At 64.1% G+C, this 26,493-nt stretch carries 21 protein-coding genes; 13 read left to right on the plus strand and 8 right to left on the minus strand.

Going from position 1 to position 26,493, the window contains the following annotated elements; translation table 11 throughout:
• Nucleotides 1-330 precede the first annotated feature (330 nt).
• From llg_RS15915 to llg_RS15955, 9 genes are all read left to right on the plus strand, one after another.
• A complete protein-coding gene (locus llg_RS15915) occupies nt 331-3,141 on the plus strand; it encodes a tetratricopeptide repeat protein (RefSeq protein WP_338285696.1) in 2,811 nt (936 codons plus the stop codon).
• A 35-nt stretch (nt 3,142-3,176) separates the two neighbouring features.
• On the plus strand, nt 3,177-4,007 hold the full coding sequence (locus llg_RS15920; RefSeq protein ID WP_338285697.1) for a hypothetical protein: 831 nt from the start codon (nt 3,177-3,179) through the stop codon (nt 4,005-4,007).
• Nucleotides 4,008-4,055: 48 nt separating this feature from the next.
• Nucleotides 4,056-4,841: a MotA/TolQ/ExbB proton channel family protein gene (locus llg_RS15925; protein WP_338285698.1), complete on the plus strand. Its 786-nt coding sequence runs from the start codon at nt 4,056-4,058 to the stop codon at nt 4,839-4,841.
• 96 nt (nt 4,842-4,937) lie between these two features.
• On the plus strand, nt 4,938-5,312 hold the full coding sequence (locus llg_RS15930) for a biopolymer transporter ExbD (RefSeq protein WP_338285700.1): 375 nt from the start codon (nt 4,938-4,940) through the stop codon (nt 5,310-5,312).
• Between the two features lie 6 nt (nt 5,313-5,318).
• Complete coding sequence (locus llg_RS15935) at nt 5,319-5,768, plus strand: biopolymer transporter ExbD (RefSeq protein WP_338285701.1); 450 nt, start codon at nt 5,319-5,321, stop codon at nt 5,766-5,768.
• A 118-nt stretch (nt 5,769-5,886) separates the two neighbouring features.
• Nucleotides 5,887-6,318, plus strand: coding sequence for a biopolymer transporter ExbD (locus tag llg_RS15940; protein WP_338285702.1), 432 nt, complete (start codon nt 5,887-5,889; stop codon nt 6,316-6,318).
• A 4-nt stretch (nt 6,319-6,322) separates the two neighbouring features.
• Complete coding sequence (locus llg_RS15945; protein WP_338285703.1) at nt 6,323-6,832, plus strand: biopolymer transporter ExbD; 510 nt, start codon at nt 6,323-6,325, stop codon at nt 6,830-6,832.
• 40 nt (nt 6,833-6,872) lie between these two features.
• A complete protein-coding gene (gene hpt / locus llg_RS15950; RefSeq protein WP_338285704.1) occupies nt 6,873-7,421 on the plus strand; it encodes a hypoxanthine phosphoribosyltransferase in 549 nt (182 codons plus the stop codon).
• Nucleotides 7,422-8,023: 602 nt separating this feature from the next.
• Nucleotides 8,024-16,570: a Calx-beta domain-containing protein gene (locus llg_RS15955; protein ID WP_338285705.1), complete on the plus strand. Its 8,547-nt coding sequence runs from the start codon at nt 8,024-8,026 to the stop codon at nt 16,568-16,570.
• 64 nt (nt 16,571-16,634) lie between these two features.
• Here llg_RS15955 and llg_RS15960 read toward each other — a convergent pair whose 3' ends face one another.
• The 5 genes from llg_RS15960 to llg_RS15980 are packed head-to-tail and all read right to left on the minus strand — an operon-like array spanning nt 16,635 to nt 19,386.
• The gene (locus tag llg_RS15960; RefSeq protein WP_338285706.1) at nt 16,635-16,922 is read right to left on the minus strand and encodes a hypothetical protein; all 288 of its coding nucleotides are present in this window, start codon (nt 16,920-16,922) and stop codon (nt 16,635-16,637) included.
• Nucleotides 16,915-17,673, minus strand: coding sequence for a hypothetical protein (locus llg_RS15965; RefSeq protein ID WP_338285707.1), 759 nt, complete (start codon nt 17,671-17,673; stop codon nt 16,915-16,917). Before llg_RS15965 ends, llg_RS15960 begins: the two co-directional genes overlap by 8 nt.
• Nucleotides 17,670-18,353, minus strand: a complete 684-nt coding sequence (locus llg_RS15970; RefSeq protein WP_338285708.1) for a hypothetical protein — start codon at nt 18,351-18,353, stop codon at nt 17,670-17,672. Before llg_RS15970 ends, llg_RS15965 begins: the two co-directional genes overlap by 4 nt.
• A 47-nt stretch (nt 18,354-18,400) precedes the next feature.
• Nucleotides 18,401-19,171, minus strand: a complete 771-nt coding sequence (locus tag llg_RS15975) for a hypothetical protein (protein WP_338285709.1) — start codon at nt 19,169-19,171, stop codon at nt 18,401-18,403.
• Nucleotides 19,168-19,386, minus strand: a complete 219-nt coding sequence (locus tag llg_RS15980) for a hypothetical protein (protein WP_338285710.1) — start codon at nt 19,384-19,386, stop codon at nt 19,168-19,170. The genes llg_RS15975 and llg_RS15980 overlap by 4 nt, the downstream gene beginning before the upstream one ends.
• A gap of 89 nt (nt 19,387-19,475) precedes the next feature.
• Here llg_RS15980 and llg_RS15985 point away from each other — a divergent pair, with 89 nt between their 5' ends.
• Nucleotides 19,476-19,904: a hypothetical protein gene (locus llg_RS15985; RefSeq protein ID WP_338285711.1), complete on the plus strand. Its 429-nt coding sequence runs from the start codon at nt 19,476-19,478 to the stop codon at nt 19,902-19,904.
• 90 nt (nt 19,905-19,994) lie between these two features.
• On the opposite strand, the gene llg_RS15990 is transcribed toward llg_RS15985, so the two are convergent.
• Complete coding sequence (locus tag llg_RS15990; RefSeq protein WP_338285713.1) at nt 19,995-20,879, minus strand: sugar phosphate isomerase/epimerase; 885 nt, start codon at nt 20,877-20,879, stop codon at nt 19,995-19,997.
• Between the two features lie 19 nt (nt 20,880-20,898).
• The gene (locus llg_RS15995) at nt 20,899-21,942 is read right to left on the minus strand and encodes a Gfo/Idh/MocA family oxidoreductase (RefSeq protein ID WP_338285714.1); all 1,044 of its coding nucleotides are present in this window, start codon (nt 21,940-21,942) and stop codon (nt 20,899-20,901) included.
• Nucleotides 21,943-22,222: 280 nt separating this feature from the next.
• On the opposite strand from llg_RS15995, the gene llg_RS16000 reads away from it, so the two are divergent.
• From llg_RS16000 to llg_RS16010, 3 genes are all read left to right on the plus strand, one after another.
• A complete protein-coding gene (locus tag llg_RS16000) occupies nt 22,223-23,518 on the plus strand; it encodes an MFS transporter (protein WP_338285715.1) in 1,296 nt (431 codons plus the stop codon).
• Between the two features lie 306 nt (nt 23,519-23,824).
• On the plus strand, nt 23,825-24,205 hold the full coding sequence (locus llg_RS16005; protein WP_338285716.1) for a BlaI/MecI/CopY family transcriptional regulator: 381 nt from the start codon (nt 23,825-23,827) through the stop codon (nt 24,203-24,205).
• Nucleotides 24,206-24,215: 10 nt separating this feature from the next.
• Nucleotides 24,216-25,964 carry a M56 family metallopeptidase gene (locus llg_RS16010; RefSeq protein ID WP_338285717.1) on the plus strand — a complete coding sequence of 583 codons (1,749 nt, stop codon included), beginning with the start codon at nt 24,216-24,218 and terminating at the stop codon, nt 25,962-25,964.
• Nucleotides 25,965-25,998: 34 nt separating this feature from the next.
• On the opposite strand, the gene llg_RS16015 is transcribed toward llg_RS16010, so the two are convergent.
• Complete coding sequence (locus tag llg_RS16015; protein ID WP_338285719.1) at nt 25,999-26,490, minus strand: hypothetical protein; 492 nt, start codon at nt 26,488-26,490, stop codon at nt 25,999-26,001.
• Nucleotides 26,491-26,493: the final 3 nt, after the last annotated feature.

Here is a 26,493-nt window from a genome sequence, read left to right on the forward strand (position 1 = left end):
GCTTGGCCGCAATTTAATGTGGCATCGCCCCTTTCGTGGGACACCCGTTTGTGGTATGGATGATCTTGCAAAAATCCATATGGGTTGTTTTGCCGACTTGCCATGGGCAGGAAGGTTGCACAACCTCCGGAAACCCTCCGTTCCTCAACCCTAAGACGGGATTCTCTTCCGCTTGACAATACGGAACGTCATGGAAGAACCCTCGTGCCGATTTCCAGTATGGCTTCAATGAAACCCAGCCGCCTTCAAATTTCCGCCCTGTGTGCAGCGTTTGCCGTGATGGCACCGTGCGCGACGACGTTCGCCCAGACGCCGGCAGCGGCTCCCGCCATGGACCCTGCCGTTCTGAACAAGCTGTGGGACGAGGCGGCGAAGGCGCTTTCGGACAAGAACTTCGACGAGGGTGCGAAGAAGATCGAGGAGATCCTCGCCACGCCGGTCGGCAAGAACCCGGGTGCGGCCGCGGCCGCGATCGAACAGCTTCGCTTCAACCTCGGTCTGGCCTATCTCAGCCTCGGCAAATACCCCGAGGCGGAAAAGGCGTTCAAGGATTGCTACGCCCAGTTTCCCCGCGGCGAATACGCCAGCCGTTGCCAGCTCGGCATCGGCCGTGCCCGCATCGCGGTCGGCACCAACGAGAGCAAGACCGCGGCGATCGAGCCGCTCAAGATCGCGGCTTCCGATCCGAAGTTCCGCTCGGAAGCCGGCCAGAGCCTCGCGCAGGTTTACGTCGATCTCGGCAAGCAGGATGAGGCGCTGAAGGTGTTCCGCAGCCTGATGGGATCGGACATCCGCACCCCGCAGCAGACCATCGCGGCCGTGGAGGTGATCGGCCTGCTGGCTGAATCCAAGAAGCTGGACGATCTCACCGCCTACCTCGACCGTCTGATCCGCCAGCCGGGTGTCCGTGATGCGATCGCGTGGTACACCAACCAGGTGATCGTGGCCGCCGACGAGCAGGTGGCGAAGGGCAACTACGATGCGGCGCTGATCATTTACCGCTCGGTGCTGCCGCGCGCCCAGATCCTCCAGATCCAGCGCGACGCGCTCGAAACGCTGCGCAAGGACGTGACCCGCCTTACGGGGATCGCCGCCGCGGATGAAAAGCGTCCGCCGACCCAGCGTTCCAATGCCAACGAGGTGCTCGCCAGTCTCAAGACCGCGGTGGAGACCACCGACAAGGCGTTGACCGCCGTCGAGGAGAAGAAGGATCTCGATGCCGCGCTGCTGATGCGCCGTGGCCGCTGCCTCTACTATCTGGATCGTAACGAGGAGGCGCTGGTGTGCTTCCGCACGATCCGCCTGAAGTATACCACCGCCGGTGACGTGAAGGCCGCGGCCTATGCGGAGATCGCCCTCCTCCAGCGCCTCAAGCGCACCAACGACATCGTGAAGCTGGTGAAGGAGTACATGGCGAAGTACCCGGATGCCGACAACATCGAGCCGATGATCGGGATCGCGGGCGAATCGCTCATCGAGCAGGCGGATTGGAAGGTCGTTCACGAATGGTTCCGCGACGCCGAGGAAAAGTTCCCGAACTCGAAGGATCTCGAGCGCTACCAGTTCTTCCAGGGCATGGCCTTGATGAACGACGGACAGTTCTCCGATGCCTCGCAGAAGTTCGCCCAGCAGCTTCAGAAGTTCCCGACCGGCGAGCTGATGGAAGACGCGCAGTATCGCATCGCGATGTGCTACTTCCTCACCAACGACTACAAGAACACGTTGGCCGCCTGTAAGGCATACCTCGACAAGTATGCGGGGAAGCCGGATGCCAAATACACCGGTGACATCCTGTATCGCCTGTGCTTCATCGACTTCCAGGACACGAAGAACGACAATTCGGACAAGATCCTCGAAACGCTGGGTGGCTACGCCGAGAACCACAAGGACGACGCGGCGGCCGGTTCGATGTTCAGCCTGATCGGAGACGTCTGGTATCAGAAGAAGACCAAGGTGGACGGTTACCAAGACCGCGCCCTAGAGTATTACCTCAAGGCGGTCGAGTATGAGAAGTACTCCAATGAAGTGATCGGATACGCGCTGGATCAGGCGACTCAGATCCTCCGGGACAAGAAGGATTTCAAGCGGGTGGCTGAGATCCATGCCGATTTCATCCAGAAGCATCCGGACAGCCCGCTCGCCATGAAGTCCGCCAGCGTCGTGGCGGAAATGATGATTCGTGACAAGAATCCGGAGAAGGCGGCCGAATACATCGGTGCCGTGCTCAAGTCCCGGATCTCCGATCCCGCCAACGAGCAAGCCGAACTTCTGATCGAAACCCTTCTCAAGGCGATCGTTCCCCGCCTGAAGCAGCCGAAGCCGGAAGAGATCGACGCCGTCGAGCAGAAGGTGGTCGATGCCCTGAAGAGCATCATCGGCGAGCACGAGAATCCGACGACCAACGCCCGCGTGTATTACGCCCGCGCCAAGGTCCGTGTGCAGTTCAAGGACTACGCGAAGGCCGATCTCTACATCAGCGGCATCGCGACCGGCAGCAAGCCGGAGGATCTCAGCCCGCAGTTGCTGGCCGTCTGCGCCGGGGTGCTGATGAAGACCGGTGAACTGGACAAGGCTGAGGAGATGTTCAAGCGCCTCCGCGACCGTTACCAGAATTCCTACTTCTCCGATTCCGGCCCGGTTGGCCTCGGTGAGGTGGCCCTGGCCCGCAAACAGTGGGACGAGGCATCGAAGTTGTTTGACGTCGCCTTGGAGAACAAGGGCAGCTCCCGCGTCTATGACGCGATGGGCGGCAAGGCCCAGGCGCTGATGAACCTCGACAAGCTGGACGATGCCGAGAAGCTCGGCCTGGACATCATCAAGGACAAGGCGGCCGGCAAGGAACGCATCGCCTACACCTACCTCGATCTCGCCCAGATCGCCCGCAAGCGTGCCGCCAAGGCGGCGACGGCCGATGCGAAGACGGACGCGCTTGTCTCGGCGAACAGCCGCTACCAGCGGGTAATGACCGCCTACAAGTCGGTGCCCGAAGCCTGCGCTCTGGCCTACATCGGTTCCTATGAAGTGGTGAAGGAGAAGGACGATATCACGACGGCGAACCAGATCCTCGACCAGTTGCTTGAGCAGCCCAAGTTCGAGAAAACCGAAGGCTTCAAGAAGGCCAAGCAGCTCCGCGGCAAATGAAGCCCATGATGCCATTCCATCCGACTTCCCGTTCCATGAAACGCTTTACCGCCGTCCTCGCGACCGCCGCCCTCGCTTCCGCCGCGACCGTCCGCGCCGATGAACCCCTCAAGGTCGTCTTCCAAGGCGGTCGCACCGTGCCGATCGAGGCGCTTGAATTCAAAGGTGGCCAGTTCGTGGTGACCGTGGCCCAGGAAGGCCTGACCGTGGGTCAGGCGGTTCCCGCCGCGAGCGCCGACCACATTTTCGGCGACAAGCCGGAAGCCGTGAACAAGGGCGTGGGCCTGATGTTGCTGGACGATCCGGTGAAGGCGCTCGGTGCGCTGGAGCCGCAGCTCGTTTCGCAGAAGGTGACGGCCGCCGTCCCAGGCAATTTCTGGGTGGAGACCGCCCGCGCGGCGATCCTCGCCTACGCCAACATGGGCAACTCCTCGAAGGTGGAGGCTCTCGGCAAGGAGCTGTCCGACGCCACCCCGGAAGCCGGTCAGGATCCGGTGGTGGGACTGGCCAAGGTACTGTTGATGCCGGCGGCCACCAAGGTGGATGCCAAGGTGGCGGCGTTCAACGAGTTCATCAATGACTCCACTCCGACGGATGTGGCGGCCTACGCTTCCTACTTCAAGGGCGCCGCGCTCCTGAAAGGGAAGAAGGATGCGGAAGCGCTCGAGGCCTACTCGGTGGTGACCTGCCTTTATCCTACCGGAAACAGCATCCTCAATGGTGCCGCCGAAATGGCTTCGGCCCAATTCCTCTCGAATCAGAAGCGCCGGGACGAGGCGGTCACGCTGTTGAACGCGGCGATCCGCGACGCGCACAACTCCCCGGTGGCCGACGAGGCCAAGAAGCGTTTGGAAAGTCTCAAATAAGCCGGATTGATTCCCACTCCGCATTTTTGTATCACACGAACCCACGAAATGAAAAAGACCATCAAGGTTGTGGCTCTCGCCACGCTCCTCCTCAGCCCGTTCACGGCCTTTGCGGCTGAAGACGCCAAAGCCACCACCCACGCACAGAACAAGAGCTTCATCGATGTGCTCAAGGACGGCGGCTGGTGCATGTATCCGATCGGCCTCTGCTCGGTTGCCACGGTCTGGCTCATCATCGACGTCTGGATGCGCACGAACAAGACGAAGCTCGTCCCCGAGCAGGATCTGGCCGTGGCGCAGCAGAGCTTCCGCGCCGGTGACTACGTGGGTGCCTATCAGGCGATGAAGGCGAGCAACAGCTCGTTCGCAGCGGTGGTCCGCGCTGGTCTGTCCTCGATCGGCTACGGCAAGGATGCCACCGAAGAGGCGATCGTTGCCGCGGTGGACAAGGTCAACTCCACCCTTCAGACCCGCATCAACTATCTCTCCGTGATCGGTGTCTGCACCCCGATGATTGGTCTGCTCGGCACGGTGTCCGGTATGCGTGGTGCCTTCGCCACCCTCGGTTCCTCCGGTATCGGTGACCCGAGCGCTCTCTCCGCCCACATCGGTGAGGTGCTTATCGCCACGGCATCCGGCCTGTTCATCGCCATTCCGGCGTTCATGGGCTTCTACTTCCTGAAGAACAAGCTCCAGTCCGGTGTCCACGGCCTCGAAGAGGAAGCCGAACGCCTGTTCCGCAACGCTCCTTACGAATACCTCCAGAGCGCCGACGTGGGTCAGGAAGAGACCTTCGCCGCGCTGCCTAACTGGATTGAAGCCCCCGCCGGTTGATCCGGACGGGATTTCCCGAAAACCCCTTAACGACCTAATACCATGGGCGGCGGCGGTGGAGGTGGAGATGGCGAACCGGAGTTCCAGATTGCTCCGATGATCGACGTGTTGCTGGTGTTGCTCATTTTCTTCATGAGCATCACCTCGGCCCAGGTGTTGAAGGTGGACAAGAAGCTCACGCTTCCGGTCTCCCCGCATGCCAAAGCCTTGGATCCGGAGATGTCCAAGCACGACCTTCCGGTCAACGTGCGCTGGATCAGCAACAAAGCGACGATCGTAGTCGACGAGAAGGAATACGACGACAACGCCGCGTTGGTGGAATACATCCAGAAGAAGAAGGAGGTGGACCCCAAGCTCCGCGTCCTGATCCGTGGCGACCACGGCCTTCCGGCCAGCGAGGTCCAGAAGGCCATGGGCATTCTGGGTGAAGCGGGAATTTCCGATATCGCCTTCGCGGCGTCCAACAAGTAACGACCGATGAAGAGGCGCAAACACAAGGCATCCGGCGAGACGAACCTGGGTTTCCAGATCGCTCCGATGATCGACGTCGTGTTCGTCATCATGCTTTACTTCATGGTGATGGCGGGCGCGGTGCAGAAGGAGAATTCCCACAACACCAAGCTTCCGGGTACGGAAACCCGGGACGACGTGGCGGAGGAGACTCCGGATGAGATCGCGGTCCGCATCGAGGAGGACGGTCAGGTTTACCTGAACGACGACCCGCTGGATGCCCCGGGCAATGCCCCGCTCAAGGAGTTGCTCTTCAACCTAGCGCAGCTCAAGTCGAGCAGCGACGCCGCCAAGTCGAAGGTGCTCGTCACCATCTACGCGGCGGACTCGGCACAGTACCAGCGCGTGATCGACGTGCTGGACGTGCTTGGCCAGGTCAGCATTGAGAACGTGACGTTCCAGGCGGGCGCGGAATAAGCATCCAGCCAACCAGTTCAAACAAAGGTCCTTCCGGAAACGGAAGGACCTTTTTTATTTCCGCGGCCGGAGGGGAATGATAAGGTGGCGGTTGCTTGGTTTTCCTTTTCATTCCGCTATGAAAGCTTCCCTCCGACGTGTTGCGGCCGCCCAATCCGGTCCGGGTTTCCAGATCGCCCCGATGATCGATGTGGTGTTCGTCATCATGCTTTACTTCATGGTGATGGCGGGGGCTGTTCCCAAGGAGGGGGCGCACCGGACGCTGCTTCCAGCACTCGGTGAGCCATCGGATGATCCTCCGTTGGAACTCACGGTTCGGATCGACGAGGATGGACAGGTGGCCTTGAATGACGATCTTCTGGATTCCCCGGAGTCCACGTCGTTGCCGGAGTTGGCGGGCCAGTTGCAGGACGCCAAGGCGGTAGGTGGCGAGGTGCTGGTGACGATCAACGCCGCGGAGGACGCCCGCTATCAACGGATCATCGACGTGCTGGATGCCGTCGGCTTGGCGGAAATCCGGAACGTGACTTTCACGAGTGGAGGGGAATGATGGCATGGTGAAGCGACGAGTTCGATTGAAACGGAGCGGCGGCATGTCGATGTGGCCTCACGCGATGTTCGGTGGAGGCTTGATCGGGCTGGTGGCTTGGGCGCAAGCGATGTCGTTCGTCGCGGAGACAATGCCGGTGCTGCCCCAAGAGTATGCCCTGACCGTGCGTTTGCCTTGTGCTTGTTGTCCCGGGCATGAGGAGCCGGATGTTGAGTTCGATATCAGGGTCGAGGAGGATGGCTCCATCTGCGTCGCGGATGAACCCGTCGAGCGGGAGGGATCCGAGTTGCTCGATACCTTGCGGGGGATCGGAGAGACCTTCGAACGGCCTGCGTGCTTGGTAATGATGTCTGACAGTGTCAGCTACCAGCGGATGATCGATGTTCTCGATGCGCTCAAGGCGGCGGGGATCACGGATGTAGCCCTGATTTCGCTGGATGCTGCGGAAGTGGTTTCCCGCAGGCGGTTTGAGCCGCCGGTGGCGCTGCTGCCGATGGCTCCATTCCCGAGGTGAAAGGCTTGGCATCGGGGGCGGGGCGTCGTTCCATGATCCCATGCGCGGAGACATCGAACGGATTCTGATCGACGAGGAGATCATCGAGAAACGGCTCGATGTGATGGCGGCGGAGATCGAGCGGGATTTTCCGCAGGGGAACCTGCTGGTGATCATCCTGCTGAAGGGCGCGCTGGTGTTCGCGGCGGATCTGCTGCGGCGGGTGCCGCGCCAGCTTGAGCTTGAGTGCCTCAATGTCTCCAGCTACCACGGGGGCACGGAGAGTTCCGGCGTGGTGAACTTCCTAGACCGTTCGTTTCCGGAGGTCAGGGGGCGGCACGTGTTGCTGCTGGATGACATCCTGGACACGGGCCGCACGCTTCATGCGGTGGCGGAACGTCTTAGGACTGAAGGTGCGGAGGCGGTTCACACCTGTGTGCTGCTGGCGAAGGAGCGCCCGCGTGAAGAGGAGGTGAACGCCGATTACACGGGCTTCGTGATCGGGGACGAGTTCGTGGTCGGCTACGGGCTGGATTACCAGGGACGCTACCGGAACCTCCCGTTCGTGGGGGTCCTCACGCTTGACGCTATCGAGCGGGGTGGTGCGTGATTGGGTTATTGAGTGGGTGAAACTGGTGGTGATGGTTGCTGGTGAGGAAGTTGGCTGTATTCCAAAAAGATTGGGTCATTCGCCGATTTGCGCTGGGTTTTTTGGCGGATATTTCCCGTGCTTATTGGGTTTTAGGGCTGTGTCCGAAAATGTGCATTCAACTTTTTTGTTGCATGAATCCGGAGGTTTCTGTTAGGCGACGTATTGATCGTTTGTCTCTGATTTTTGCATAATCCGGATCGCCATTTTTCGGTCGAACAACCCAACCGGGCTCTGAGAAGTCCGGGTTCGAGTGAGGATCGCTGCTTCGGTGTTGTGGACGGAAGGGGCCCGGTCGTTGTCCGCGTCCCGGGTTTCCGGGGCGCGAGCTGCCTCGCTCAAAACCCATCAAATACCCAATGAAAGCCAGTCGCTCCCTTGCGGTGTGCTTGTGCCTTGCGTCCGCCGCTGTGACAGCGGTGCTGTGGTGGCCTTCCAGCCATCCGGACGCATCTTTCCGTTCCGCGGCGACGCGGAGCGGTAGTCGGGAACCCTCCAATGGGGTTCGTTCCAATGGAGTCATTGCCGAAGCCTCGCCGGACAGCGGCAAGGTGACACCGGCGATGGCCGAGGAGTTCGGAGCCTGGGCGCTGGCGAAGGCGCGCCAGCCGGACATGCAGCCGATCGCGGCCTTCGGTGGCTGGATCGAGCGTTGGCAGGCGGCCTCGCCTGATGAGCGAAAGGCGCTCGTGGCGGAAGGTGCCCGGCTTGCTGCGGAACGCCGCGAGGAGTTCAAGGCGCTGATCGCCACCGACCCGCGGCGCGCGCTGGAGGAAGCCGTGCCGCGTGTGGTGCGGCAGGAGTTGCCGAAGGCGATCGTGGATTCGCTGGAGACGCCGGTTTCCGCGAAGGGGGACTACAACGTTTACATGGGGACTCCGGCACCGGGCCTGGAGGCTCCGGCGGAGCCGCTGACGCTGCGGTATTTCGAGTCGGATGGCGTGAGCTACAAGGCGCGCGTGTTCGGCCAGATGGACACGGTGATGTCGAAGCCGAAGATCCCGCTGCACGGGGTGGCGGTGGACCGGGAGTTCGCGGTGGCGGAAAGCCCGCTGCGCCAGCTCGAGGTCGGCGAGATCGTGCCCGCGGGGACAACGGTGCAATCGACCTGCCCGGTGTCCGGAAAGACCACGACCGCCGTATCCAGCGGCGAGAAGGTGGACTCGGACACGCCGACGGTGGAAGTCGGCGGGGACTACATCACGTTGTGCAACGGTTCGCACGTCACGGTGCTGGACGACGCCTACCGCACGGCGGTGCAGGCGAGCGGTCCGGGCGGTGCGTCGTCGTTTGTGGCGGCGTATCCGGGTGCGTCCGCGAAATCGATCGGTGACTTTCACTGCCTCTACATCCGGGTGACCTATCCGGACCAGATGGTGGCGCCGAACACGGAGGACACCGCGTATGCGGACATGGCGAACAACGCCCGCTATTATCTGGAGAGCTCGTATGGGAAAATGACCCAGACCAGCGTGTTCACACCGGTGATCGTGATGCCGCACACCATGCGCTGGTATCTCGACAAGGACGGCGAGGTGGACGGGCTGGGGCTGGTGCACAGCGACGCGCGGGCGGAGGCGAAGAAACTCGGCTACGACTCGGCGCAGTTCACCTGCACGATCGTGCGAGTGAACGGCGGGCCGAAGCTTTCCGGCACCTCCTGGGGTGGCGGCAACAGCGTGTGGATCACCTGGAACGGCATGGATGTGCTGAACCACGAGTGCGGCCACTCGCTCGGTCGCAACCACGCGAACTTCTGGAGCACCAGCGATGGCACGGCCTACGGCAATGGCAGCAACTCGGAGTATGGCAACAGCTTCGACGTGATGGGCGGTGCCTATGGTTTCAGCGCGCACTACAACGCCTATAGCAAGCGGGCTCTCTCCTGGCTGCCGGACAGCTACGTGAACCTGCCGAAGGGCAACGGGGTTTACCGCATTTACGCCTACGACCAACCGCAGCTTGAGGAAGGGAAACGCTACGGGCTTGCCGTGGCGAAGGACAGCATCCGCGGCTACAATCTCGAGTTTCACCCCGCGCGTGGCGGCCTGCTGGCGGAGAGCGCGCTGGTGCTCTACAATGGCATGGGCAGCAACGCCGGCCACCTGCTCGACACCACGCCGGGTTCGCCGGGTGGAAAGGGCGATGGCGGCATTGCCGTGGGACGCACCTATTCGGATTTCGAGTCCGACCAGCACTTCACCGTGCTCTCGAAGAACGCGACCACGCCGGTCTCGCTCGACATCGCCTACAACCGCGGACCGTTCCCGGGCAACGTGGCCCCGACCGCGACGCTGGCCACCTCCGGCACCACGATCTCGGTGGGCGGCAGCGTGACCTTCACCGCGACGGCTTCCGATGCGAACGGCGACGCGCTGGCCTACCAGTGGGACTTCAGCGATGGCGTGGGCGGCACGAACAGCGCCAGCTTCACCCGCACCTTCAGCGCGGCGGCACAGATCACCGCGCAGCTCACGGTTTCCGATATGAAGGGCGGCACCGTCCGCCGTTCGGTGGTGGTGAATGTCGGCTCGCACGGCAAGCAAGCCATCACCGGCACGGTCACCGCCGGTGGCAGCCCGTTGGCGGGGGTGCTCATCACTGGCAATGGCAAGTACTGCTACACGGATGCGGACGGCACCTATACCCTCGCGGGCGTGGCGACCGGATCGCAGACGCTCGCGGCGAGCCTGCCGGGCTACACCTTCACGCCTTCCACCGCGAATCCCTACACGGTGGTCGCGGGCACCAATACGGTTGATTGGACGGCCGCGGCCTCGGCGTTCGTGACGCTCGCGAAGGTGGCGGATGCCACCGAGGGCGGATCGAGCGGGACCTTCCGCTTCACCCGCACGGGGGATACCTCGGCGGACATGGTGGTGCGCGTGTCGCCGGTCGGTGGCACGGCGGTGAAGACCACCGACTACACGTTTTCGCCGGATTACGTGGCGGACGGTTCCTACAAGTCCTTCACGATCCCCGCGGGATCGGCCACGCTGGATGTCACGGTGGCCGCGGTGAACGACACCGCTGCGGAAGGCCCGGAAACGATCACGCTGCAGCTGGCCTCGAACGGCAACTATATCTCGAACACCGGCAACGCGGTGGTGATGACGGTGGTGGACAACGATACCTCGCTGCCGCAGGTGGCGGTGACCGCACCGGATCCGTTTGCCACGGAGGACTCCGGCGGCACGGACACCGGCTCCTTCACATTCACCCGCACGGGCGCCACGACCTCGGCGCTGAACCTCACGGTCGCATGGAGCGGCGGAGCCACCAATGGCACCGACTACAGCACGCTGTCGACGACGGTGACGATTCCCTCGGGCCAGAGCTCGGTGAATGTTACGGTGACCCCCACCAATGACAGCGCGATCGAGGGGCCGGAGGATGTGATCGCGACGATCAGCGCGAACGCGGCCTACGTGCTCGATGCTTCGGCGACCACTTCGACGGTGACGATCACGGACGACGACACGCCGGTGGTCACGGTGACCGTGCCGGATGCGAACGCGTCGGAGAGCGGTCCGGATTCCGGGATGTTCCTGATTACCCGCACCGGCAGTACGGCCGCGGATCTGAAGGTGTACTACGGCCTTTCCGGAGGCGCGCTGCAGGGCGTGGATTACGCGCCGCTTTCCGGCGAGGTGGTCATTCCGGCCGGCTCGTCCACGGCGGCGGTGGTGGTGACGCCGTACAACGATGCCAATGGCGAGCAGTCGGAAACCGTCACGCTGGCGGTGACCACGTTCGACAATGACTACAGCGTGGGATCGCCCTTCCAGGGAACCGTGACGATCACCGACAACAACGATCCGCCGCTGGTGACGGTGCGCTCCACTTCCGCGGGCACCGAGGGCGGTTCGGATACCTCGGTGGTGTTCCGTGCGATCGGCAGTGGCACGGGCAACATCACGGTGAACTACACCGTTTCGGGCACCGCCACCGCGGGAAGCGATTACACCGCGCTTTCCGGTTCGGTGTCCGTTCCCGCGAACGGCGCGAACGAGGTGAGCGTGCCGATCGACATCATCGACGATGGCAGCGCTGAGCCCACGGAAACGGTGGTGGTGACCATCACGCCGAACACGGCCTACACCGTTTACAACGAAAGCACCGCCACGGCGCTGATCCGCGACAACGACAGCGGCGGCGAACGGGTGATGGTTTCGAACTACAACACCTCCGCGGCGGAGGGCGGCAGCACCGGGACGTTCTACTTCTCGCGGGCCGGCACCACCGGCGCGCTGACGGTGAACTACACGCTGTCCGGATCGGCGACCAACGGCACGGACTACACCAGCCTGTCCGGCAGTGTCGTGATTCCGGATGGCGAGCAGGGCGTGAACGTGGTGGTGACTCCCACCGATGACGCGACCGCGGAGGGCACGGAGACGGTGATCGCCACCGTGGCCTCCGGCACCGGTTACAGCGTCGACGTTCCGGCTTCGGCGACGATCGAGATCGCGGACAACGACACGTCGGCTGTGACGGTTGGTTTCCAGACCGCGACGATGCAGACGAGCGAGCAACCGGGCGGCCTCGGCGAATACCGGGACATTCCGGTGACGCTCTCGGCCTCTTCGGCCGGCACCATCACGGTCAACTACATTGCGTCCGGCGGAACGGCTTCCGGGGATGATGTGGACTGGTCCTTCGCCGATGCGGCGAATGGCAACGCGTTCCTGCCCACGGGCACGCTGACGTTTGCTCCCGGCGTCACCAGCCAGAATATCCGTATCCGCGTGAAGAACGACGGCGTGACGGAAGTTCCGGAAACGGCGGTCATCGAACTGCGTGCACCGAACGGTGCCTCGCTCACTACGAACCTCAACAAGATAGCCGTGCTCATCTACGACGACACGGCTCCTCCGGTCGTGCTGGAAGAACGCTGGTCCGGCAGCACTGCCTACAACACGAACACGTGGACCGCGGCTCCCTCCTACAGCGGATTCCTTTACGGATTTACGCCCGCACAGGGAGTCGGTGATAGCTACTCGCGGCGTCTGGTTGGTCAGATCGTGGCTCCGGCGACGGGCACCTACAATTTCTGGATCGCGTCGGACGATGGCAGCCGTCTCTACCTGAGCACGGATTCCACGGCGGCGAACAAGAGCCAGATCGCGTCGCTTTCCACCTACACCTCGTTCCAGAACTGGGATGCGAACACCTCGCAGAAGTCGGCGAACATCACGCTGACGGCGGGGCAGTCCTACTACATGGAGGTGCAGCACCTGGAAGGCAGCGGCGGCGACCACGTCTCGGTGGCGTGGCAGGGGCCGGGTTTCAGCCGGGTCCCGATCGCGTTCACGCTGCCGGACACCGCGCCGCCCACGGTGCGCCTCGCGCTGGCGTCCAGCACCCGCCTGGAAACCGATGGCTCGGAGCCGATGCTCTTCGCCTCGCTCGACCGGCCCGCCGGATCGACGGCGGTGACGGTGAACTACGCGGCCTCCGGCACGGCGACGAATGGCAGCGACTACTTGCTCACCTCGGGCACGCTGACGTTCAACGCGGGCGAGCAGACGAAGGCGATCCCGCTGACGTTGCTCACCGACGCGGTGAATGAAGCGCCGGAAACGATCGTGGTCACGCTGTCGAGCCCGTCGGGCGCGTCGCTGGCCACGCCGTCCTCGCACACGATCACGCTGCTCGATGCGAACGCACCGGTGGTGACGGCGGCCTCGTTCAATGCGAACGCTTCGCAACCGGCCGCGACGGTGATCGGCACGGTGACCGCGACTCCGGCCTCGGGCCGTAGCATTGCGAGCTGGTCGATCCAATCCGGCAACACGAGCAGCGTGTTCGCGATCAACTCGAGCGGCCAGATGAGCCTGGCGGCACCGGGATCGCTGACGGTTCCGGGTACGGCCTACACCCTGGTGGTCCGTGCGACGGACAACCTCGGAGCGGCGTCCGATGGCACGGTGACGGTGACCGTGCAGCCGGGCAATGGCACGTGGACGAACCTCTCCGGCGGCTCGTGGTCGACCACGGGGAACTGGAGCGGCGGCCTCGTCGCGACGGGTGTGGGCGGCACGGCGGACTTCAGTACGCTGAACATCACCGCCGATGCGACCGTGACCCTTGATGGCGCACGCACGATCGGAAACCTGGTGTTCAACGACACGACGGCGAGCCACAACTGGGTGCTAAACACCGGATCGGGCGGGCCTCTCACGCTCGATGTGACCAGCGGCACTCCGACGATCACGGTGACCAACCAGACGGCCACCCTGGGCGTGGCGCTGGCGGGCTCGGAAGGATGGGCGAAGGTGGGAGCGGGCAAGCTCACGCTCACCGGCACCAACACGGTGACCGGCGGCGTGAACCTGAACGGCTCCGGCCTGGTTACGCTCGGCGGCACCAACGCGGCGAACACCTGGACCGTGACGAACGGGCAGTACACCGCGGGCGTGCTGCTCAACAGCAACAGCACCCTCGCTTCGGGATCGACACTCAACACCTCCTCCAACACCAGTTTCCCCGTGGGACTCGGCGTGGCGAACGGGGTGACGGCGGGTGGTGGTTCGACCATCAACTTCAACGGCGCGAGCGGCCGGGCGGTGTATAACCTCGGCACCAGTTCGGTGCTGGCGGCGAACACGGTCAACACCGGCACCAACCCGTTGCAGATCGTGGTTGGAAGCGGATCGCAGATCACCGGGAACATCGATCTCGGTGGGGGGCAGTTGAACATCCGCAACGACTTCACGCCCATCACCGGAGTGACGAAGAACAACACCGGGGTGTTCACCATCTCCGGGAACATCAGCGGCACCAACGCGTCCGGCATCAACACGCCGAACACGTTCACCGGCACCTACGTGCTGAGCGGTGCCAATGACTTCACCGGCACCACCGCGGTCTCGGGTTACACGCTGTCGTTCAACTCCGTGAAGAACGTCGGCGGCGGCGCGAGCGCGCTCGGCGCCCCCACCACGGTGGCGGCGGGTACGATCGCGATCGGCAGCTCCACGACGGGTGGCACGATCGTTTACACCGGAACGGGCCACACCTCGGACCGGGTGATCAATCTCGCGGGCACCACCGGTGGGGCGATTGTCGATCAATCCGGCACCGGCCTGCTGAAGTTCAGCGGCGGCGTGACGGCCACCGGCGCGGGCGTGAAGACGCTCACGCTGCGTGGTTCGACCGCGGGGACGGGTGAGATCGGCGGCACGATCGCGGACAGCACCAGTGCGACGGCCGTGACGAAGAGCGGCACCGGCGCATGGACGCTTTCCGGGGCGAACACCTACACGGGTGCGACCACCGTTTCGGCGGGCACCTTGTTCGTGACGGGCAGCGTGGCGGGCAGCACCTCGGTAGCCAGCGGGGCAACCCTCGGTGGCACGGGCACACTGAACGGCGCGGTTTCGGTGGCTTCCGGTGGTACGCTTGCACCGGGTGTCGGAACCACGGGCACGCTGACCGTGAACAACACGCTGTCGCTCGCGGGCGGCACCCTGATGGAAGTCTCGAAATCGGGCGCGACGCTGGCCAACGACAAAGTGACGGGCGTGAGCACGCTCACCTGCGGCGGCACGCTGACGGTGACGAACGTGGGGCCGGACGCGCTGGCGGCGGGCAACACGTTCCAGCTCTTCAGCGCCACCACGTATTCGGGAACGTTCACCACGGTGACGCTGCCGACCTTGACCGGTGGCCTGCTGTGGAACACCTCGAAGCTGTATGTCACCGGCACGATCTCGGTGAACACACCGCCGACCTTCACCAGCGATCCGATCAATGGTGGCAGCGTCGCGCAATCGGACGCCTACACCGGCACGCTCGCCACGGTGGCGAACGATCCGGACGCGGGCGACACGCTGACATTCACGAAAGTCAGCGGTCCGGGCTGGCTCAGCGTGGCGTCGAACGGCGCGCTCAGCGGCACGCCCGCGAGCGGGGACGTGGGCTCCAACGCCTTCTCGGTGAAGGTCTCGGACGCGCTCGGAACCTATGCGACGGCGACGTTGAACATCACGGTGACTTCGCTGCTGCCGGGCTACACCGCGGCGGACATTGGAACCACCGGCATCACCGGTAGCAGCAGTTACTCCGGCGGCGTCCACACCATCTCGGGTGGCGGCGCGGACATCTGGGGCACGGCGGATGCCTTCCAGTTCGCCTACCAGTCCTACACCGGGGACTTCGACATCCGCGCGCGGGTGGCCTCGCAGACCGCGACACACACGTCGTGCAAGGCGGGGGTGATGATCCGTGACAGCCTCGCGGCGAATGCGGTCAACGCGATGATGGAGATCACGCCGTCCAACGACGCGATCTTCCAATACCGCTCGTCGACCGGGGGCAGCAGTTCGTCGGTGCATGGACCGGCCACGAACACGGCACCGAACAACTGGGTGCGCCTGGTGCGAATCGGCTCGTCGTTCACGGCCTTCTATTCCACGGATGGCACGGCCTGGACGCCGGTTGGAACGACGACGTTGACGATGGGCAGCACGGTTTACACCGGGCTGGCGGTGAGCAGCCATGTGAGTGGCACGCTCAGCACCGCGACCTTCGACAACTACGCGACGACGGCGGTGGATCTGCCGAGCCCGTGGGTGACCGCGGACATCGGGACGACGGGCCTGACCGGCAGCGCGTTCCGGTTGAACGGCGTGTTCCAGAACACCGGCGCGGGTGTGACCGGCGGCACGGCGGACGGGCTGCGCTTCACCTATCAAGCGCTCACCGCGGACGGCGACATCACGGTGCGGATGCCGGCGTTCACGAACAGCGGCAGTTCCTCGCGCCTCGGCGTGATGATCCGCGATACGCTGTCCGCGAACTCGCCGCACATGTTCCTGGGAACGGATGCCTCGGGCGCGTTCACGTGGAGCTACCGGACGACCTCCGGCGGATCGACCACGACGGCGAACAGCGGCACGGCGACGGCCCCGAACGTGTGGGTGCGGTTGTCGCGGAGCGGCAGCACCATCACCGCGCATTCGAGCACGGATGGCAGCACGTGGACCAATGTCGGCTCGGTGAGCATCACCATGTCCACCAATTGCTACATCGGCCTCGCCACCGGTAGCGGCACGACCACCACGTTGACGACGTCCTCGTTCGACAACGTGACGGTGAATCCGTGATCCGGTGATCGTTTGAATTCCAGCGCCCCTTCCTTCACTGGGAGGGGCGCTTTTTGGTGGAGGCTCAATGACCGCTGGCCAGCAATTGGAGCTGGAGGATGATGCCCGGTATGAGAAAGGCCGTGGCGAAGAGAACGGGCAATAGCAGGATGAATGAGAGAGCCGCGGAGAAGGGATGAGGGACGCGTATGCGGCGGGCGGTGAGGAAGAGCGCGACGAGACAGAGGAGGAGTGCGGCGACCGTCGGAATCCACAGATCCGGATCGGGACGGAGCGGCACGATGTGGTGCTGAAGGAAGGACCACCAGCCGGTGAGCAGCCGCACGATCACTTCCATGGCGGTGCTATTCATGGGCACGGGCCTCGCGAAGGATTTGGTCGGTCTTCTCCACGGGAAGAATCTGGGTCTCGCCCGACTCCCGGAGCACGAGAAGTTGATTGCCCTTTTCGTCGGAGATCGCGGCGATCACGAGCGGCCGATTGGACGATTCGCCTGGTTCCTGGCCCGGCAGCAGAAGCACGAACGAATCGGTCGGACCACTCCGGGATCGAGTGGCCTGGAGGATCGAGGCCGGGAGCTTTTGCTCCCGCACGAGGTCCTTCAGGGTTTCCGGGTAGCGATTGTGTTCCTCCGCATACTCCACGAGCGGAAACCAGAGCTGGCGGGCGTTGAAGCTGGCCCTCGAGGCCTCGGAGGCTCTGCTGCGATCGACGATCATGGGGGCACTGCGAAGCCAGGCGAGCTGGTGGGCCACTCCGCTGAGGCTGATCGCCGCCGCCGCTCCGAGCAGGAGGAGGGTGGTGGCGATCACGGTGTGAACGGGCTTCCAGTGGCTTTCGATGCCACGGGCTCGACGGAACCAGTTCGTCAACCGGTGTCCGAGCAGGATCGCGACCAAGAGGCAGCCGATGGACAGCAAGGGTGTGCTGCCATGCGGTGCGATTTCGGAAAGGAGCTTCATCGCGTGGACGGCCCAACCGATCAGGATGCGAAAGGGTATTTCGTAAAGGTAGGGGGAGACAATCGCTGGCAGGAGCACGACGACGGCGATCGCCCAACCGAGGGCGAGATAGGGGTTTCGCTTCTCGTCGTCTTCGCTCATCGCTTGTCGCGTTGGTCGAGCTCGTCCTTCAGCTTGCCTTCGGTCCAGTCCTCGATGGTGCCATCGAGCATCAGGACGAAACGGCGGGGGCCTGCCAAGGAGGGCTCGTAGGCGAGGATGCCGCGTCCGTTGCCGAGGGTTTCGGCAGGCAGGTAGGCATAGAAGCCGCCGCCGGGGTATTTCCACGCGCTATCCGGGATGCCGGGTTGGAAGAGTCCGGTGGGGGGCTTGCCGCCGTGGGCTGCGGCGTATTTCCAGATCTCGGTCTGGAGATCGCGGAGGGCGGCGCGGCGTTGCTCCGGATCGATCTCGACGCCTCCCTTTTCGCGCAAGCGGTAGCCGGTGCCTTGCTTTTCCCATGCGCCGGGCGTGAGCAACTCGCGGGCCCCGGAGATCATGGTGAGCACGACGTAGAAGAGCAGGCCGGTGACCATCAGCAGGCACAGCGCGCGGAGGTAAGTGAGGCGCGGGAGGGATGGGAAGCTGCGGGCGAGGTTGTTCCAGAGGAGCTTCACGAACCAGCCGATCAGGAGGTAGCCGGCGAGGAAGAACGAGAGGGCGTCGATGCGCGCGCGCGCGACATCGGTGAGGGTGTAGACTGTCATGCCCGCGTGGGCGGGCAGCAGGCCCCCGAGCCAGAGGAAAGGAAGCAGGCGGGCGCAGGAGCGGGATGGATGCACCCGACCAGCATGGGCCGGGATGGGGCATGGAGACAATCTCGGAATGATCAGGGCGAGGGCTTGCGGAATTCCCTGAGGATGTTCGCCAGTTCGGTGGCGGGAAGTTGCTGGGTGGTGTGGTCCGCGCGCAGCACTTGGATTTTCAATTGGTCCTGCCAGTAGTAAACGGGAGACACCGCCACCGGTTGTGATTGATCCTTGCCCGGAGTTTTTCCCGGACACAGCAGAACGAAAGGCTCGGCCAGACTTTTGTAGCGGCTGGGAAGGAGCTTCTGGAAATCGGGGAGATCGTCCAGGGTGGTGGGGTATGATCCGTGTTTGGCGAGGTAGTCGGTGAGCGCGTCGTCCAGGTAATGGCAGACGATCATCGTCCGGGTGACATCGGGGAGGCCGCGAGGATCTCGGATGACGGTGACCTTGCTCAGTTGCGAGAAATGGCGGCCGACTCCGGTGACGGCAATGCTCCCGGCTGTCATGAGCACCGCCAACAAGCCGAAGGCGGCAGAGTCACGGAGGCGCAGCGAGGGCTGCCGAGGTTTCGCGATCAGGTGGCCGATGAGGATGACGGCGGCCAGCGCGGCCACGGTCCAGAGGAGAGTCTCAAGGCTGGGACTCCGAGGCAGGGGTGGAAGATCGGGGAGTTCGAAGAGCCAGCCGATCAGGAGACGGACCGGGGCTTCGATGAGGAAGGGTTTCGGCGGAAAGATGAGAAGCGCGAACGCCACGTACAAGACCGCTCCGATGACGATGCGACGCCATTTTTGGAACCGTCTCCGGGGGAGGCGTTCCATCCGGGCGGTGACCGGGTCCTCGCTCATGGGCGGTGCTTGCGGAGAGGATACACCCGGACGTCGACGGTGTCCGCCCCGAGGATGGAGGCGGGCGGGGTGTCGGGAAGAGGGAGGCCGTCGAGGCGGGCGGGTTCGGTGGACCAGAGGTCGCAAGCGACGGGGGCGAGGCGGTAGGGTGAATGGTGGACCTGGCCGGTGAAGAGGGTGCCATCGGCGGTGGCGGAGAAGAGGAGGTAACGCAACGCTCCGCGAGGAAGAACTCCAGGCTGCCGGGTTCGGCGGGGGAGCCATTACGGCAGATGCCGTAGGAATACTCCGCGATGGAACCGGCGTGCTCGCGTTCGCAGCGGTAGCGGACGTGGGTTTCATCCTCCTCCGCGGACATCAGGGCGTGCTGGTAGGGGAGGTGGAAGAAGCGGCGGGCGACCTCGACGGCGAGCGGCTGGTTGCAATCGAGCGAATGGAACCAGATGCCGGGCGTGCCGTGGTCGTCGTGGACGTAGGTGCGGACGTTCAGCTCCAGGAACCACGAGACGCCGGGCATGGGCGGGAGGCCGGAGGGGCGGATGCGCTCCATGTAGAAGGGCACGATGCCAAGCCAAGCGGTGCCCGCGTGGGTATCGACGTGCAGGCCGGGCGGGAGCTTTGCCTGGAGCATGGCCACCGGCACGGGCCAATGGAGGAAGAGGAGGCGGGACCACCGCTGCCGCATCGCGGGGAGGCCGGGCGGCCGTTCACGGACGGCCAGGCGGTCGGATAAAAGCGGGGTACGCACGGAAGCCACGGTAGCGGGTACCGTGGCTCCTTGGGAAGATGGAAGAACGGGACAAGAATGTCCCTGCTCCTTGGTTCAGACCGCGGCGCCGTAGCCGACGGATTCGAGGAGGGCCTCGAACTTGTGGCCGTATTCGACGTAGGAGTCGTAGCACTGCTGCCAATCGACCTGCGATTGGTCCTTCACGTGGAAGACGGTGGCGACGTGGGGTTCGATGGCGATGTAGCCGTCGTAGCCGCGTGCCTTCGCATCGAGGAGGATCTCGCGGATCTTCGCATCGCCTTCACCGGGCATGGTGTAAACCGGCTCCACGCCATCGGCCACCGGGTTGCGGCAGTCCTTGATGTGGATGTGCACGACGTGGTCGCGGACGGCCTTCCAGAAGGCGAGGGGATCTTGCCATGGGAAGGGCTCGGCCTTGGAGCGGTCGCGCTGGAAGACGGGGTTGCCGGTGTCGAAGACGAGCTTGAGGCCCGGGACTTCCTCGACGAGGCGGAGGGTGTGCTTCGCGGAGAAGCCGCCCCAGTTCATGCAGTTCTCGTGGGCGGCGATGAGGCCGACATCGGAGAAGCGTGCGACGATTTCGCGGAGGCGGCGGAAGCGCTCGGCCTCGTGCTGGTCCTCGCCCCAGGGTTCCTGGGCGTAGGACATGACGCGCACGATCTCGGTGCCGAGACGCTTCATGCGGGGAATGGCGCGCTCCACCTCGGCGAGGGTGATGTCGAAATCACCGCCGATCTTCTTCGACCAGTTTCCGATCAGCGAGCCGAACTCCGGCACGCGGATGCCCACCTCATCGAGGCGGTCGGCCACGCGGTTGAACTCGTCATCGGAGAGTTCGTGGATGTTCGCCCCACCAATCATGCGCGCCGAGATGCAGGACCAGCCAAGTGCCTTGGTGGCCTGGATCTGCTTTTCGAGGTCGCGCGAGGCTTCGTCGGAGAATCCGGTCAGTTGCATAGAGGTGTGGGTTTTCAGATCAAAGGGTGACGCGCTTGCCGCCTTCGCGGGCGGACTGGTAGATGGCGCAGATCACGGCGACGGCCTTGCGGGCTTCCGCGGCGCTCACGGTCGGCACGCGGCCTTCCTGGATGGCGTTCACGGTTTCCTCGAAATTGCGGATGTGGCCGGTGACGTTGATGGCGCTCGGGTCGTTCGCACCCAGGCCGGCGGCGGAGGTGGTCATGAGGTTGGCGCGGACGAAGTCGTCCTCGGCGGTGGCGTCGGCGAAGTCCCAGATCTTGAAGGATTCGTCGGCCAGGAAGACGGAGCCCTTGGTGCCGCAGACCTGCACCTCGGCCGGGTGGCCGGTGGAGGACCAGCAGGCGGTGGAGCCTTCGATCACGCCGAGGGCACCGCTTTCAAATTCGACGAGGGCCACGGCGGCGTCCTCGACCTCGATGCGCTCGTGGGCGATGAGCTCGGCGCGGGCAGTGACGGCCTTGATCGGACCGGCGACGTGGATGAGGGTGTCGATGGTGTGGATCGACTGGTTCATCAGCGCGCCGCCGCCATCGAGGGCCCAGGTGCCGCGCCAACCGGCGGAGTCGTAGTACTCCTGGCTGCGCCACCATTTCACATAGCAGGAGGCGGAGGTGATTTTACCGAAACGGCCAGCTTCGGCAGCGGCCTTGAAGTGTTCCAGGGCGGGGTGGAAGCGGCGGTTGAGGACGGCGGCGAGCGTGACGCCGTTCTTTTCGGCGGCGGCCATCATCAGGTCGATGCGCTCGGGGGTGACTTCGAGAGGCTTCTCGCAGATCACGTGCTTGCCGGCATTGAGCGAGGCGAGGGCGGGATCGAGGTGGGCGCCGGACGGGGTGCCGATGGTGACGATCTCCAGTTCGGGATCGGCGAGGAAGGCATCGATGTCGCTGTAGGGCTTCGCACCGAACTCGGAGGCCAGTTTCTCGGCGCCTTCCGCGCGGAGGTCGAACACCGAGTGGAGTTCGCCACCGGTCATTTGTTGGATGGCCGTGGCGTGGAAGCGGCCGATCATACCGGCACCGATGATTCCGAATTTCATGTAAGATTAAGGCAGTAGGGAGGTAGGGAAACTAAGGAATTGCGTGCGAATCGCAATTCAGAACGAAGCGGCCGACCGAAAGTTTACAGATTGGCGGCGGGCAAACCTTGTGTTTGCTTGGGGTGATCCTACCTCGGTTTCTTGCTTGCAACAAATGAAATCGTTCGGTGGAGTCCGAACGTTAAGAAAATCACTCATGACGAACTCGCCTTCTCATTCCCCGGACTCATCGCGCTCTTGGTGGTCGCAACTATCTGGTTACCATTGGTTTGTGTTTGTGGTGGCCTCCCTCGCCTGGTTCTTCGACTGCCTCGATCAGCGGCTGTTTTCGCTGGCGCGAATTCCGGCCCTGACCGGGTTGATGAAGGGATCGACCCCCGACGAGGTGGGGGTGATGGGCAAGGAAGTGACCGCCCTGTTCCTGGTCGGCTGGGGCATCGGGGGCCTGATTTTCGGTGCGCTGGGTGACCGTTACGGCCGTGCGCGCATGCTGACCCTGACGGTGCTCATCTACTCGATGTTCACGGGCCTGAGCTTTTTCAGCCACTACTACTGGGACTTCGCGCTGTTCCGTTTTCTGACCGGCGTGGGTGTCGGCGGGGTGTTCGGCCTAGCGGTGTCGCTGATCGCGGAAACGGTCCCGGCGGGCGCGCGCGTGGGCGCGCTGGGCACGCTGCAGGTGCTTTCGACGATCGGCAACATCTCCGCGAGCTTCATCAAGATGGGCGTGGATTCGCTGGAAAAGGGCGGCACGATCGCGGCGGGTGAAGGCTGGCGCTGGCTGTTCCTGGTGGGCGCGATTCCGGCGTTCCTGGTGTTCTTCATCCGCGGGTATCTCCGCGAGCCTGAGTCCTGGCTGAAGCTGAAGGAGGAGGGCCGCTTGCCCGCGGGTGGGATTTTCGGTCCGTACCTCGGGCTGCTGAAGGAGGCTCGGTGGCGGAAGAATCTGATCGTGGGCGCGGTGATCGCCTCCACGGGCGTGGTGGGGCTGTGGGCGATCGGCGAGTATGCGGTCGACCTCCAGAACGTGGTGTTCAAGAACCATTACAAGGCCCAGGGGCTGGGAGACGCGGAGGTGACCGCGGCGATGAAGTCGGCGATCAACCGCGTGTACCTGATGAACATGATCGGTGCGGCGCTGGGGATGTCCGGGTTCACGTGGCTGTGTGGCAGGCTCGGCCGCCGCACGTCGTTCGTGATCGGTTTCGCCTCGGCGCTGGTGGTGACCGCGCTGGTGTATTGGAAGCTGGAGACGCCGGAGCAGGCGATGTGGATGATGCCGCTGATGGGCGCGGTGCAACTCGGCACCTTCGCGGGCTTCTCGATCTATCTGCCGGAGCTGTTCCCGAGCCGCCTGCGCAGCACGGGGGTTTCGTTCTGCTACAATCTCGGTCGCTTCGCGGCGGCGGGTGGCAGTTTCTTCTCCGCGGCGCTGGCCAAGAGCGTGTTCGGGCATTTCGGCTCGCCGCTCATGCAGCGCTATTCGGCGATGGCGATGTGCGCGATCTTCCTGATCGGAATTATCGCGGTGATCTGGGCGCCGGAGACGAAGAACAAGCCACTGCCGGAAGAGTAATCGCGGCCGGACCGGCCGGCCCTTCTCCGGAGCGAGCGGAGAAGGAGCTGGTGGTCTGTCGCAAGGAGTGGCTGCTTTTGAGCAACCATGATGGAAAGGATGGCCATTTGCTTCGCCACAACCGGAACCATGAAAGGACCGGACGTCGGTGAGCGATGGTCATCACCCGGGAAATGGCGGATCGAAATCCGCCACTCCTTGAGGCGAGGGCGGTGATTGTTAGGTTGGGCGAGGGATGGTTTGGATGAGTTCACTACATATGTAGTTGACGATTCACTACGTTTGTGGTGGATTCGGTTCCATCTGATGAACCCATCCAAAATCAGCGAATCGGAGTGGAGCGTGATGGAGGCCCTGTGGGAGCGTGCGCCGCTCACGGCCTCCGAGGTGGCGAAGGCCCTGCACGAGCGCACCGGCTGGGCGGAGAACACCGTCCGCACCCTGCTGACGCGCCTGGTGGAGAAGAACGTCATCCACGCCAGCGATGGCTCCCCGCGCCTGTTTTCCCCCGCCGTGTCCCGCGCCGAGTGTGTGCAGGCGGAGGGCTCCTCGTTCATGGCCCGCTTCTTCCAAGGGGCGGCCCAGCCTTTGTTGGTCCACTTCGCCCGCAACGCCCACCTCACTCCGGAAGAGGTGCAGGAGCTGAAGCGGGTGCTGGACGAATCCATCGAATCCCAATCCCACTGAAACCCATCCCATGAATGCTCTCGATACGTTGTTTCAATGGCTCCTCGCCGCCAGCCTCCGGGCCTCGGTGGTGGCGGCCGGTGTCCTGGCGCTTCAAGTGGTGCTCCGCGCCTGGTTGCCCCCGCGGTGGCGGCACGCGCTGTGGTTGCCGGTCGTGCTGGTGATGGTGTTGCCGGTGCTTCCAGTGATCCCGTGGAGCCCGCTGCCTGCCACGAAGGCTCCGGTTCCCGTGGCGATGGAACCCTCTGCCATGCCACCGATGGATGCCGCGCAGGTGCCGGTGGCCACGGCTCCCGTGGCTCCGCCTGCTTCGAAGTTCACGCTCATGAACGCGCTCGCGGTGACCTGGCTGCTGGGGGCCTGTGCGTTCGCGGTGGTGGGCGTGGCGGGCTATCGGAAGAGCCTGGCTGGCATGGAACGGAGTGCCATTGCGCCGGAGCCGGAACTCATGGCGATGATCGACGGGGTCGCGGCGGAGGTCGGATTGAAATGGCGGCCGTGGGTATTGATGTCGCCCCAGGTGGAGAGTCCGGCGGTGACGGGATTGCTGCGTCCGTTGCTGTTGCTTCCGGCGGGATTTCCCGCGGGCCTCACCGGCAGTGAAGCGCGTTTGGTGGTGGTCCACGAACTGACGCATCTGAAGCGCGGCGACCTGCCCGCCAACTGGCTGTTGTGCCTGCTCCAGGTGGCGCATTGGTTCAATCCGGTCATCTGGTTCGCCTTCGCCCGTTTGCGCGCCGACCGCGAGACGGTTTGCGACGCGCAGGTTCTCTCCTCGGCAGAGACCGACCACCGCGCCGACTACGGCCATGCGCTGCTGAAGCTCCAGAGCGCCGCGCCGCCGTTCAGCCATGGGCTGGCCTTCGTGGGATTGTTCAAGCGCGGGGCCGGTCTCCATTCCCGCATCCGCGAGATCTCCCGCTATCGCCGCACCGGTGTGGCGTGGAACGTGGCCGCCGTGGGCTTGGTGGGGATCTGCACCTTGCTGGGAATCACCCGTGCGGAACCTCCCGCCGCGGGGGCAGGCGATTCCGCGAAGCCCTCCGCTGCCAGCACGACGCCCGCCTCTCCGGCCCAGCAGGCGATCTCCAACAAACTGCGGGAGATCATCGTGCCCGTGATCTCGTTCGAGGATACGAGCGTGCAGGAGGCGGTGGAGTTCTTCCGCCTGCGCAGCGTCGATCTCGACACCAAGGAGCCGGACGTCACCAGAAGGGGGCTCAACCTGATCGTGAAGACGAAGGACGGCCAGCAACAGCCCGTCATCAAGAGCTTGAAGTTGAGGAACGTTCCGCTCTCGACCGCGTTCGATTACGTGGCGGACCTCACCGGGATGACCTACCGGATCGATGACGCGGGCATCGTGATCTTTTCGCCGGTGACGGCAGGGGATGCCGCAGCCAAGCCGATGGCGGTCGCGGCTCCTACCGCTGCCGCCGCGGGAAAGGCTGCTCTCGATGAGAAGCTGAACCGGATCGTGGTGCCGATCATCCACATCGAGGACGCCAAACTGGATGAAGCCATCGAGTACCTGCGCCAGCGCAGCGCCCAGCTCGATCCGGAAACCGATCCCGCGAAGAAGGGCGTGAACTTCGTGATCCGCTCCGCACCCGGGGAGGAATCACCGCAGGTGAAACCGCTGCAACTCCGGAACGTCTCGCTGGCGGTCATTCTCAAGCACCTTGCCGAAGCCACCGGCATGGAGGTGAGGACGGACGAGCACGCCGTCTACCTGGTGCCGAAGGCGGCCGGGAAGTAACGCGGGCAGGTAAAGCCGCTCCGCCCGTCACTGGTCACACGGTCGACGGGCGTTTTTTCAGGGCCCGCACCTGGAAGAACGCGCCGATGAGGAAGAGCAGGAACCAGACGCCGATGGCGGCCTGGAGCTCGGGGCCCTCGCGGTCCGCGACGAGGGGCTTGCCCACCGGCAGGCGGGTGGTGGTTTCGACGGTGCCGGGGATGAGGTGGAAGAGGAAGGTGAGGGTGTAGCCAAGCGTCTCGACGTAGGGCGAGAGCTTGCCGAAGAGGCGCTTCCTGCCCGCCAGCGCGGCCGCGGCGAGCGCCAGCAGGGTGAGGATGCCGAGCACGTGCGGCTTGCCGAAGCCGCCGTGCTCGAAGATGCCGAAGCCGGTGGCGGCGGTCACGAAGGTGGTCCAGATGTACACCTTCCCCAGCGGGTTGCCGGGGTCGATGCGCTGGTCCCGGATGAAGGCGGCGATGCCCGCGATGAGCGCGACGACGCCGATGGCGGTGTGGGCGATGCCGAGTGGTGTGAGCGCGAGCATGGC

Origin of the sequence: Luteolibacter sp. LG18, from assembly GCF_036322585.1 — a bacterium.
Lineage (GTDB): Bacteria > Verrucomicrobiota > Verrucomicrobiia > Verrucomicrobiales > Akkermansiaceae > Luteolibacter.